Origin of the sequence: Aquamicrobium segne (genome assembly GCF_042656785.1) — a bacterium.
Lineage (GTDB): Bacteria > Pseudomonadota > Alphaproteobacteria > Rhizobiales > Rhizobiaceae > Mesorhizobium > Mesorhizobium segne.
This window is the reverse complement of record NZ_JBHSLL010000057.1, coordinates 1-11919: the sequence shown is the minus strand read 5'-3', so window position 1 is coordinate 11919 and position 11919 is coordinate 1. Positions and strand designations below refer to the sequence as shown.

Below are 11919 nucleotides of genomic sequence, written 5' to 3'. Positions count from 1 at the left end.
CAGGCTGTCATTTGTCACAGTGGACTGCACTGGCGGGACAAAGCTGACTTCAGTAAGGGTGCCCGGCGCGATCAGGCGTCCCGGCAACGAGAAGCGGCGCCAACACCGGAATTCCCAAGCTTTCGAGGGTTTCGTCAGTCTGAGCGACGAACCGTGCGCTGCGTGGGTGATGATTGAGCATCCGGCGCAGATCGATCGCAACGTCGTCGTTTTCACGGGCCAGCATGGTGATGTTCTCGATTTCGATCGGCATCAGCTCGAAATCCCGCGCGAGAACGGGAGGTGAAGCAGCACGTGAGGCGCCGGCCTCCAATGGGCGGCGCATAGATGTCTTCAATGGCTGGAGCCCCGCCCTGATCAGCGGCCGCATGGCGAAGGCCGCGACTTTCAAGACGTTGGCCCGCTCTAAACGACCCAACTTCTCGTAAACGCCCCAGCGTCCCAAGGCATGGCGATAGGGCAGGCCTGCGACTTCCCAGACCGCCTCTACCGGCGGTCGTGCCGGATCCTTCATGCGGCGCGGGCGGCAGATCTCATCGATCACGCCCCTGAGAACGCGAAGCCAAAGCCCTCCATGAACAATGCGGCCACCGGATAATCGCACCCTGCCCTTGGTAACGGCCTGCAAGGTCAGACCGTCAAGCCTAGCGAGCACCGCATCAGCTTCTTTGGGGGCTGGATACTCGGATTGTTCGGCGGGGCTGGCAGCTCGCAGCAGGACGCCATGCTCCGGGCAGCTCGCCATCCAGTTCGCTCGCCAGTGCAGCCGGCCAAACCGGCGCCGATCGCTCCGCAGGCAGTGAATGCACCCGGCCATCCTGCCGCTGGCAAGATCGCCGGAAAGCCAAGGGACCCACCACGCAGACCGCACGGGCCGGATGCGCTGGGCAGGATTCTCGAAAGCACCGAACTGACAGCAATAGTGGGAAAAGATGCCGTTCTGCGGCGTCAGGCTGTCCAGGAGATAGGGAACGTAGGTCGCCATTGTCATTGCCCGGATTCGACCGGAAGGAACACCGGTGCGTTCCGCCAGCTTCTTGATCAAAGCGGCGGATGGCCAGAAATCCACCAGCCCGATATCCAGCCTCTTGATGCCCAGGGTAGCTTCAGCGAATTCCCCGGCGCCCATGTCGTACTCGGCTGCGAGCCGCCACAGCCATGACGACAGAGCTTCGTGCACCAATGGCTGAGGATGAATTGGCAGCCTCTTCGCCATCGTCAGGTCAGCAGCTTCTCGGTGAGGCGGCGGCGCTCCGCCGGGCCGCGATACTTCATCAACTGAAGGGAGCGCTGATTGATCGCCTCCTCTCCACTTTCCACCGCAGCGACAGCGGCCGAACGCAAAAGAGCCGCGATTTCGCCGATCGTCCCGCCGGTGCGAGCCAAGACCCAGCGCTGCAGGTCGGCCGAGTTGAGAAATGAGGATTTTCGAAGCGGAAACGTCGCCACGAAGCTCTGGATCAGCCGGCTGAGCTCGTCACCCTCCTCCCATACCGGCAGGATGATCGGATGGAACCGGTTCTCAAGCTGCGGATCGGTGCGGATGGCAAGGTAGGCGTCCCGCGTGCCTGCTCCCACGACCGGGATCCGCAATTCGTTGCCGAGGAAACGTAGCAAATTGAGGAACTCACGCTGCGCCGGCGACGTACCGGCGAGAATGTTGTGCAGTTCGTCAATGATGAGGACCTTAGTGCCCACCCTTTTGAGAATGGACAACGCCTGCGCCTCGAGATCATGCTTGCGGGCGGTTCTCCGGACTGGAGCTCCCAGGACCTCCAGGAGATGCTGGTAGAACCGCGCAACACCCGGATCGGTCAGCATCTGCACGACGACAACGGGAATGTTTTCCTCGTCACGGTCGGGCACGGGCGGTGGCGTATGGTCTCGTCGGAACTTCTCGACGATCATCGATTTTCCGTTGTTGGTCGGTCCCAGCAGGAGAAAGCACTGCGGTCGAACGCGTCCGGGCTCGTTCTCCATGGCCGTGCGAACGAGATCGAGCGCAGCCTGTGCCTGCGGGTAGCCGATCCACCATTGGCCACGGATGAAGGCAATTCGTTGCGCGTTGTCCGCGGCGGCAATCTCCCGCAGTTCGAGGGGAAGGTGGCTGAGATCGCTCATCACCATCTTTCCATCGGAAATGGCGGAGAGCCGGAAGCCCGTTCATCGGCACGTTCGTTTTCGATAGTCGGCAGGGCAACCACACGATCCACCGACGCCTCGGGGGTTGGAGTTTGTCGCGCCAACTGCCGCCGCGCCGCTCTGGATTTCCGTGCCGCGGCTTTCACCAGCCCGCGCTGCTGCTCTACCGTCCTGAAGATAACCTCTTCATCGACCTGGGCCCGACCGCCAGCCTTGATCATTCGAACGGCCTGGCGATGCTCAAAAAGCGAGATTCCGGGCCGCTCCAGACGCCGGCAGGGCACTGTCACATAGCTGCGGCCGTCTGGCTCGAGCACGAAAATCTGCGACAGGTCGCGGGGATCGCGGCGGATCAGGAAGGATCGGCAGCGATCCCGGTTTGCGATCCATGGGCGCAGAACGTCGGAATAGTAAGTGATATGGTCGAGCGTGAAGCCATCCCGTTGGATCGCTCGTCGCACCACAGGCAGGAAATCGACCAGATATTCGCGGCTATTGGTGACTGGTCGCGGGTCGCCATGCTCGGCAATTGCGCGCTTCCACCGCGCGAGCGGCGGCTCCATGATCCCTTCGTGGACCTCGTGATGGTAGCGTCCGCTGACCGCCAGAGCCAGCCAATGCTCCAGCTCGGACAACGTAAGAACCGCAGTTGCATCGCTGTCATAGGTTCCCCGTTCGGTCGGATTTGAAAACGTCGTGCCGGGCAGATCATGGATATGGCCCATCAATGTGCCGATCAGACGCTCGATCACCCCGCCGAAATGCGGTTGGCCCTTCGGGCGATATTCCAGGCCGATCCCATGCTGCTGACAGCCACGAGCGAGAGCTTCGCCATGAAACTCCGCAGCATTGTCAAGATGCAGGAGACGCGGGACACCTGCGATCGGCCACTCCGTATCGAGACCCAGGCCGTCGAGATAGACCCTCTTGTCAACGCCAGAGTGGGCGAGGCACAAACCGACACTTGTTGCGGACGGCGCCTCGAACGACACCAGAAAGCCGGTGATGCAACGGCTATGGACATCGATCGCCACCGTCAGCCACGGCCGCCCGACAGGCAGGCGGCTGATCTCATCCACCAGAATGATATCGACCGGCGTATGGTCGATCTGGACGATGTCGAGCGGTCCTGTTGCGACGGGTCCATGGCCAGCAGCCGACGCCAGCCGTCTCGCTTTGCTGCTGCCGGGGCCTTCCCGACGCCGCGCTACCTCTTCAGCCCGAATTGTCTCAAGGCGACGGCGGATCGTTTTCCCCGATGGAGCCGGCAATCCGGCCTTCTTGCATCGGAGTTGAACTTCGTCGACGAGACGCACAATCCGACGCTTCTGCCGCGTCAGGTAGGTATCGTAGATTGCGGCGGTGACAATGTTGTCCACCCGTGCCGGCATTCTGGATCGGCCACGGCCGCCGGATGGCTTTCCGGGAGTCAGCGAACTCATCAACCCACCTGAGGCCCGAAACCGGGCGACGAGCGTGTAGATCGATCGGGTGCTCATGCTCAGAAGAGCGGCCGCGCCCCGCGCATCACCGGCTGAGACCAGTTCCTGAGCCGCCAAGGGTGCTATTACCGGATATCGCCGCTGCGCCTCTTGGCGTGCTTCTTCAGAGAGCCCAAGCGTACCGCGTTCGGCAACCTGATCAGCGTGCTCTTCCACCTCTCTCTGTCCCTCCCCTGCTAGCAATCGAATCGGCGACATTGAAGGGAATTATGGGCAGTTTATGCTACATAGTGAAGACAACTATGGGGAATCAGGAGCCAAGCGCTGTGACCATGACCTTCGCTAAGATATTGATCTTCCATGCTCCGCATTGAAGCTAACTTTGACAACTGACACAGGCGCTGCAAATGGCCGCTGACATGCAAAATCGTGCTTCCCATCAACCACAGGGCCGGCTTATCGGCTATGCCCGCGTGTCCACGGACGAGCAGGCAACCGAAGCGCAGGAAATGGAGCTGCGTGCGGCCGGCTGCGAGACAATCATCCAGGAACATGGTTCGGGGGCTTCGCGCGCACGCCCTGCCCTGTCCAGACTCCTTCACGACATCAGCAGCGGCGACACGCTCGTTGTCGTCCGGATCGACCGCCTGGCACGCTCCGTCAGCCATCTTCTTGAGGTTATCGAGGGGCTGACAGAAAAAGGCGTGCATTTTCGGTCGCTTCGCGATCCGATCGACACCACGACACCACAGGGCATGTTTTCGCTCCAGGTCCTCGGTGCCGTGGCCCAGTTGGAGCGCTCACTGATCTCTGAACGTACCAAAGCCGGTATAAAAGCGGCGAGGGCAAAAGGTCGACTGCCAGGCAATCCCGGTATCCGCGAACGTCGGCCGGAAGCGCTGGCTAAAATGACGGCTGCGCAGAAGGCCGCCTATGGAACACGGATCCAGGCGACAGCAAACCAGTGGCTTCCGACCGTGAAGCGACTGCGGCCCGATCATACTTGGGATGATATCGCACGTGTCCTGAAGCAACGCGGTCTTGATTGGACACCGGAACGCCTTCGACGCGCAGTAAAATGGATGGTTGCCGAGGGCATGGCTGATAAAGCCCTGCTCCGAAAGTCGCCGCCTCGCCTGCCGGAAGATCGCCTGATGACCCTGGTTGCCGGCATCCATTCATCCAATCCCGGCCTGACATTGCGCGAAATCGCCAGCCAGCTTGAGCGATTGCATGAGCGCACACCGCGCGGCGGAACCAGATGGGCTCCGTCATCGGTCAAGAACCTTCTTGATCGCGCGAGACGATCCGGGCTGCTGGCGGCTTAGACGGCACGGTCGCAGCTAAGCGCCCTCCTCTGCCTCGCTATACGTCAGGCAATGTCGTGAAAGGATCAACTGCTCGTACACCGAGCGGTCCAAAATGCCGGAGGTTTCGGGTTAAAACCGTCAAATTATGCGCCTGAGCGGTAGCAGCGATAGCAATATCTTCAAAACCCGGCTGATGAGCGCGCGCTGCATCCAGAATCTGACCGGCAGCATGTGCGCATCTCAGGTCAAACTGCAGTAATTTCTCAGCATAGAGATGCTCTATGCTTTCCCACCATTCTATTAGCTGTCGTGCCTTGGTGTTTGCGCCTTCCCGTTCAGCTTTGGCTATTCCAGATCGAACCTCAGCAGCCGAGATGACCGACAGAAACAGCTGAGGGCTGTTCTTGTCGAGCCATTCGACAAGCTGATCAAGACTCTGTCGTTTCGACGGCGCCAATGCAGAAATGACGTTGGTATCAACCAGGAACATCACAGATCGATAGTTCGGACAGGCTTTTCGGTCCGTGTCGGGATATCATCTTCTTCACCGGGAAAAGACGCCAGCAAACGTCCGAAGCTTGGGACGCGTGAAAGTTTTTCGTACTCATCAAACGAAAGCACTACTGCGTCCTTACGGCCGTGTCGGGTAATGACTGCAGGATTGCCCCGAACTGCCTGATCGACAACGGCAGACAGTGTCGCCTTAGCGTCTTTAAGTTGGATTTCTCTCATATCTGGTACCCTAGAAAAGGACTACAGTAGTCATATAGCAAAATCTACATTCGCCAACAAGACCTTAGAATGGCATGTTGGTTAGGCAGGGCCTGCCTAAATGCTGGCGCCCCTGTGGTTGTCATCAGCGAGAACGAATTCCACCCCGCGGTTCGAAGAGCCGATATTTTCGATGGTGGCTATCTGGCATAGGCTGGACAAACGTCCTGGCCCGATCCGTCGGGTTGCCCACCACGTACTCTTGAATTCGTTGATCTCCGCGATCAGTGACATTCTATTATTCCACCCATTCCTCGGTCAAGAACCTGCTCAATCGGGCGTGGCGATCCGAGCTTTTGCCAAGCAAGTCGGTGTAATCTGTGGCTAGCCAAAGTTAGAATGCTCTACGATCATAAAGACGGTTTCAATCTGGTCATTACCCCCAGCATCAGCGTCAACAATCGCACTATCATCCACAAGAAGAAGCCCGCCGAGGATGCCGGCGAAGAATAAGCGCCCCACCCTCCTCCGGACGGATTCGGCCGCTAAATTTTTGGCACAGCTTGCTGGCCTGCCGGCCGAACTAACTCACGAAAAGGATTTCCGTGTAGTCGGTCGCGCCATGAAGGATGTGGATCACAGTGACCCACTCTCCTTGGACGCGGTAGAAAATCAGATAGCTGCCATGAACCCTGCGGCGAATGCCGTGACGTTCATAGCGAGGCACCAACGCGAAGCCCTCCGGCGTGTCTGCCAGCTCCAGGCAACTGGTCCGGAGCTCCTGAATGAAGGTTAGAGCCCGCCGGGGATTGTCCCGCGCAATGTAGTCAGCGATCCGTTCCAAGTCGCCTTCCGCCTCATCCGTGAGTTGCACGATCATGCGGAGCGTTCTGCCTCTTGAGCCATAGCCTTGTACTTGGCCTCAAGTCGATCGAATACCTTCCCTGCCGGTGCGGTTCGGCCAGCTTCTGCATCGGCAACACCACGCATAATCGAAGCGTCCAGAGCAGCAAGGCGTGTCTCTCGATCCTGAATCAGCCTGACACCTTCTCGCAGAACTTCGCTCTTAGAGCCATAACGGCCCGTATCAACAAGCTGCTTGACATAGCTTTCCAGTTGTTTGCCCAAGTCGGCACTGATCATGGCGTCACCTCGTTCCTAATTCCTTCCAAAAATGAGGTATTTAATAACTGTTATCAAGTCGTAATTATACGGATGATGAAGATTTGAGCGTAACCCTTCGGGCCGGGTTCTCGTGAACCGAGCTAGCTTGAGGAAATTTGATCGGCATTGCAAAGCGTCGCAGTCACGATCTGTCGTAAATGGATAGCTTGATCGACGCGACCGCTATCGCGCACAATCACATGGCGATGATATGAAACGGCGGAACATCCAGCGCCATTCTATTATTCCACCCATTTCCATCCAATTCTGCCCAGAAGTTTGGTCAGCTAATCGTGCTATCCTGATCATAGTTTCCGTTTTCGCAAGCTTTTCAGCAAGGAACCCGACACTTCAAGGCCTGAACCAGACTCAGACCTGGTATTTTCCGGCATTTGACGTGGTTTACTTGCATCCAGTCTGGCGCGCAGCAGGGCCATGACCATCGGCCAGGTTGAGAATTTCCCTTCGCGGGCCTTGTCGGTCAGACTGCGCAGATAGCCGCCGGCGGTGTTGATCTGATCGGCCCGCTGATAGATTGCCGCCAGCGCAATTGCCGCCTGAACCTCACCCATGGCTTCGCCCGCTTCAGCCCAGGCGCTCGGACTAACACCGAGCATCGTTCGTATCAGTTCTGCTGCCGCTAGAAAATCACGCCAGTGGCGTATTTCGCCGGTCTGGGCCACATCCCGTACATTCGGGCAGGCATCCAGCACGATGCTTAATGGCAGATCCCGTTTCGGCAAACTCCGTACGTTGTCGATTTCCGCAACACTGCCGCTCGCTTCTTTCTTATTTCTTGAGCTTTGTTTAGATTCAGAAATGGAGTCTGGTTTTGAATTCTGTATGTGGCGCTCAAAATGAGACTCATTGGCGCTTATATTCTGTGTTTTCGCGAATGTTTCCAATGCGTCATGGATTTCGCTGTGCAAACCATGAAGATCCACGCAAATATCCTCTATAAGCTGCCGTGAGGCTGTGCGTGGCAGTCGCGAGATGACAGTCTGGTAACTTTGCAGCACCTTGCCCCAGTTCCCGGGTACACCTTCCTCAATGCCAGCGTCGATCATCTTGATGATATCACGACGCAGCAACGTCAAGCGCTCTCTGGCGGCACGGAATGCCTTCTTCTCGAGCTGCACGGCTTCTGCCATGTCCCTGAACTCGGCGGCGCGGGCGACAATCGGTGACAGGTCAAAACCATAGGCCTGCTCGATCTCCCCTGCCCTGCTGCGGCGGGCAAAGCGTTTGCCGTTCGGGCTATCCCTACGAATGATCAGGCCGCACTCAACCAGAATAGCAAGATGCCGCCGCAGTGTTGCTGGCGAAATGCCATTGGCGCGGGCGATAAGCTGTTCATTTGATGGCCAGACGATCAGTTCACCTGTTGCGGCCAACTCCGTTTCTCTATGAAATGACAGCAAGGCATTGAGGATCGCCAGTGAGCGATCCGTTGCGCCGAGCAATTCGCGGGCTTCGCGAATATGCTGGAATACATGCCATTTATTGGCAATTGCCTCTTCTGGCATTGCTCTTGCGGTTGCCTGGCTTGCAATCTGGCCAAGCGTCATCGTGCGCCGCCCAAAAGGCGTCGTTGAGATATACGTCTGCATTGTCCTTCACCTATCGCTAGGCAAAAGAAATCAGCTCGCCAAAACAGCGTTAAGCCTCGGGGCTCTTGACTACGATTCTCGGAAATGCGATTCTCTAGCTGCTAACCTATGAGAAGGGCTTCCAGAATTCGTTTTGGGGGCCTTTTTCTTTGCCGATTTCCACGCTCAGTGCCGTCATACGACGGCAGTCACATCATCCCTCCCCTTCTTCTTTCTTCGTTTCATGCTGAAACTCACGATAGAGACTATCCAGTCGCCCCGTTACAAATGTAGCGAATGCCGGCACAATCTTCTCTTCGAATACAAGCGCAGTTTTGCCACCGCGAGTCTCGATACGCGCGGCATCCTTTCCCTGTGGAGTCTTCCATAGCTGTGCATGGCCGACGTTACGCCTCCGGGGCCTACCCTGAAGTGCGCGCAGCACTGACTGGAACCGAGTATCACTATCCAGATTCTGAATTGAAGGGTCTTCTAGCACCTGTTCAGCAACCACCGAGGCCGACCGTATTTCTAGCAGGTCGGCGAGCGCGAGCCATCGAGCTCGTCCCATCTTTGGCGCTGGTCCAATGCGTCTGACGATATCTTCTGGGACACGACGAGCTACTGTAATATATCGGCTGATATCGGCTTTATCGGATGCGAGAGCCGCGATAATCGTCGCACGGTCGCAGCCATCTTCTTCCAGGTTCTTTGCAAAAAATGCCTTTTCAATAAACGACAGGTCCGTACGTTCGGAGTTTTCTCGGCCCTGCGCGATTATTAGTTCTCGATCAGCTAGGTCGCGGATAATTGCCAAGACTGGCCGGTTCAGGATATCTGCCACCCGCATACGCCGCCGCCCATAGGCAATCTCAAACATGCCAGGAGTATCTGGGTGCGGACGAACGAGAATCGGAACCTGCTGACCGTTCTCCCTTACGCTTTCGACAAGTTCATCGAACTTAGGGTCAACGTCGATTGGAATTCGGTCGGTGATACGCGACCCAACAATCTTGCTTGTTTCAAGCCAAATTTCGCCGTCGGCAATTTGTTTCCTGAGAAGTGTTGCCTGCTTGGCGTTATCGGCCAACTCCTGCAATGACGCACCCATTGCAGATATCGCACCCGTTCGTACGCGTTCACTGTCTTTCGGGGCAGGAGACTTCGGCGCGACGGAAATGGCCTCCGGGCGCTTGAGAAACAGATTGTTGATGGCATCTTTTCGGCTCACTTCAGCCCCTCCCACATCATATCAGCTCGGAGAGCTTTGGGTCTGTTGGGAGCTCCCAACAGATTCCCTTTACTAAGCGGCATAAAGTTTACAGCGGTCGTGTTGGGAGCTCCCAACGGACCCCACTTCGACGTCGTAAGCCTATCCATTTCGCGTATTTTCATCATAGCCGACCCCACGCCCTCTTAATCAATCCCTCAATTTCCGTATTGACGGCATTAAGGGATTCCATGGCCCGGTCGTAGGTAGCGCGTGTAAGATTCTCACGGCCGATCTCGTAGAGTGTCTGCTTCGTAAGGCCTGCATCCGAAACGGCCGCCGATTTGAGCATCGGATTTGTCAAAACGAAGTCATCAAAGAGGTTGCGCAGCAGGGCTGCTACTTTTGTTTGCGGTGCATCCTGCGGCTCAAAACGGGTCAGGAGGTAACGCACAAAATCATACTTGAGCTCGCCACCGGCGTCGCGAACGACACCGAGCAGGTCACGCGTCATAAGAAGGAACTGGCTCATAGAGGAGACATCCAACATCTGCGGATGAACCGTCACTATCATGGCGGTCGCCGCACAAAGCCCACTCAGCGTTAGAAAGCCCAGTTGGGGAGGGCAGTCGATCACTACTACATCATAATTGTCCGCGACATCGTCGAGGGCCGCAGCTACTCTAGCAAAGAACAGCATTTCACCTGTGCGGGCTACCGTGGTCAGCGCCTTTGGCGTCGTATGCTCGAATTCCATGAGCTCCAAATTGCCGGGCACCAAATCGAGCCCGTCGAAATAAGTCCGGCGAATTATATCTGAGAGTGGGCGTTTGGCGTCATCGTAGCGAATCGCGGCATAGAGGGTCTGGTTGGATACAACGTCAACTTCTGGCAAAACACCGAGTAAAGCTGACAAGCTTGCCTGCGGATCAAGGTCGATGGCAAGAACGCGATAACCTTGCAATGCAAGATGTTGCGCCAGGTGGGCGGAGGTGGTTGTCTTACCACTCCCTCCCTTAAAATTGGTGACAGCAAGTACCTGGAGATGTTCGCCTGGACGCCGATGGGGTACAAAATGGATTGCCTCGCGGCCCCGTGGCGACTGCGCCAGTAGCTTCCTAATCTCGTTAATATCCGACAAAGTGTATAAACGGCGTCCATTGCTCGTCGTTTCTGGCTGCGGTCCTTCGCCTGCTAAGGTCATCTTCCTGAGCGTAGAATCCGAGACACCAATCAATCGAGCAGCTTCCCCGGACGTGAAGCGTCGAAGCACCTTCAGCGTATCGGGCGCGAAAAGTGCCTCACTCATCGTCTGGAGATGCGTGCTTAGCAACTCTGCTTGAGCGCCGATCGTCTCATCAACATTGGGCAGAAATTCTCGGTCAGGCTGAACCGCTACGCTCACGTTAATATCTTTCATCACGGATTATCGAGCGTAAACGCCCCTTTTCCGTGACGATACCATTGAACCATTATGGCGCAAGGATTTAATGGTTAACGGAAAGTTAACATCCGCTCAGAGGGAAGTCTTGCTGGTCGATATCAGCGCCCACATTATCACTTGTTTTCAAATGTTTATCACCTCTCCACCACGAAATATGCGTCCTGCCCGGACCCCGCATAAATACCGGGGGAATCACTTCGTCTACAATCTAATTTTTTGTCTAACCAATCGAACCGAAGGGAATCATCACGACTCACTTGTGAACTCGACCCGGCATTTATGCCGGGCTGACGCACCTCGCGATCTGATGTTGATGTCGCTCCACCACTCGAAGGGAGCGATTCCACATGCAACATCACCAATTTCCTGATTCAACGTTCAGGCGCATACAACCGACTATGCTGTGCAATGGCAAGCGCCTTGCATGACTGCCTCGCGCTCCCATCAGCGCCTAGTCCGCAAACTGCAGGATGCACTTGGCGAAGCGATTTGCTCCGCGCTTGCGGACACTTCGGTCGTAGAGATCATGTTGAACCCGGACGGACGGTTCTTCGTCGAACGACTGGGGCAGGGGATCGATAATATGGGCGATCTACAGCCAGGTGCAGCCGAAATCATAATTGGCAGCGTCGCACACGCACTTCAGACCGAGGCCGACGAGGATCAACCAATCATTTCCGGCGAGCTACCGATCGGCGGTCACCGCTTCGAGGGGCTGTTGCCGCCAGTCGTGGCAGGTCCAAGCTTCACCATCCGCAAACGTGCGTCACGCCTGATCCCGCTGGAGGATTACGTCCGCAGCGCCATCATGACGACTGCGCAGGCTACTTTTATCCAAAAAGCTATCAAGGCACGCCTCAATATTGTCATTTCCGGCGGCACAGGCTCGGGCAAGACGACGCTCGCC

Annotated in this window: 12 protein-coding genes; 2 read left to right on the top strand and 10 right to left on the bottom strand. The window is 56.8% G+C overall.

The annotated features are described in order from the left end of the window. Window positions 1-49: 49 nt before the first annotated feature. Genes ACFPLB_RS15895 through ACFPLB_RS15885 form a run of 3 tightly spaced genes read right to left on the bottom strand, consistent with a single transcriptional unit; the run spans window position 50 to window position 3800 of the window. A complete protein-coding gene (locus ACFPLB_RS15895; protein WP_378231450.1) occupies window positions 50-1216 on the bottom strand; it encodes a TniQ family protein in 1167 nt (388 codons plus the stop codon). Window positions 1217-1218: 2 nt separating this feature from the next. Beyond that, window positions 1219-2121, bottom strand: a complete 903-nt coding sequence (locus tag ACFPLB_RS15890) for a TniB family NTP-binding protein (RefSeq protein WP_378231448.1) — start codon at window positions 2119-2121, stop codon at window positions 1219-1221. After that, a complete protein-coding gene (locus tag ACFPLB_RS15885; protein WP_378231446.1) occupies window positions 2121-3800 on the bottom strand; it encodes a Mu transposase C-terminal domain-containing protein in 1680 nt (559 codons plus the stop codon). The genes ACFPLB_RS15890 and ACFPLB_RS15885 overlap by 1 nt, the downstream gene beginning before the upstream one ends. Before the next feature lie 191 nt (window positions 3801-3991). On the opposite strand from ACFPLB_RS15885, the gene ACFPLB_RS15880 reads away from it, so the two are divergent. After that, the gene (locus ACFPLB_RS15880; RefSeq protein ID WP_378231444.1) at window positions 3992-4912 is read left to right on the top strand and encodes a recombinase family protein; all 921 of its coding nucleotides are present in this window, start codon (window positions 3992-3994) and stop codon (window positions 4910-4912) included. Window positions 4913-4949: 37 nt separating this feature from the next. On the opposite strand, the gene ACFPLB_RS15875 is transcribed toward ACFPLB_RS15880, so the two are convergent. The 7 genes from ACFPLB_RS15875 to repA all read right to left on the bottom strand — a co-directional run bounded on the left by ACFPLB_RS15875 (window position 4950) and on the right by repA (window position 10973). Continuing rightward, window positions 4950-5384 carry a type II toxin-antitoxin system VapC family toxin gene (locus ACFPLB_RS15875; protein WP_378231442.1) on the bottom strand — a complete coding sequence of 145 codons (435 nt, stop codon included), beginning with the start codon at window positions 5382-5384 and terminating at the stop codon, window positions 4950-4952. Further along, entirely contained in the window at window positions 5384-5626 is a 243-nt protein-coding gene (locus ACFPLB_RS15870; protein ID WP_378231440.1) for a type II toxin-antitoxin system Phd/YefM family antitoxin, read from the bottom strand. Before ACFPLB_RS15870 ends, ACFPLB_RS15875 begins: the two co-directional genes overlap by 1 nt. Before the next feature lie 562 nt (window positions 5627-6188). Then, a complete protein-coding gene (locus ACFPLB_RS15865; protein WP_378231438.1) occupies window positions 6189-6485 on the bottom strand; it encodes a type II toxin-antitoxin system RelE/ParE family toxin in 297 nt (98 codons plus the stop codon). After that, on the bottom strand, window positions 6482-6748 hold the full coding sequence (locus ACFPLB_RS15860) for a type II toxin-antitoxin system ParD family antitoxin (RefSeq protein ID WP_091523833.1): 267 nt from the start codon (window positions 6746-6748) through the stop codon (window positions 6482-6484). Before ACFPLB_RS15860 ends, ACFPLB_RS15865 begins: the two co-directional genes overlap by 4 nt. A gap of 326 nt (window positions 6749-7074) precedes the next feature. Then, a complete protein-coding gene (gene repC / locus ACFPLB_RS15855; protein WP_378231436.1) occupies window positions 7075-8379 on the bottom strand; it encodes a plasmid replication protein RepC in 1305 nt (434 codons plus the stop codon). A gap of 193 nt (window positions 8380-8572) precedes the next feature. Then, entirely contained in the window at window positions 8573-9589 is a 1017-nt protein-coding gene (repB, locus tag ACFPLB_RS15850) for a plasmid partitioning protein RepB (protein WP_378231434.1), read from the bottom strand. 163 nt (window positions 9590-9752) lie between these two features. Next, window positions 9753-10973 carry a plasmid partitioning protein RepA gene (gene repA, locus ACFPLB_RS15845; protein WP_378231452.1) on the bottom strand — a complete coding sequence of 407 codons (1221 nt, stop codon included), beginning with the start codon at window positions 10971-10973 and terminating at the stop codon, window positions 9753-9755. Window positions 10974-11436: 463 nt separating this feature from the next. Here repA and ACFPLB_RS15840 point away from each other — a divergent pair. Next, on the top strand, window positions 11437-11919 hold a 483-nt coding region (locus ACFPLB_RS15840), incomplete at its 3' end, for an ATPase, T2SS/T4P/T4SS family (RefSeq protein WP_378231432.1).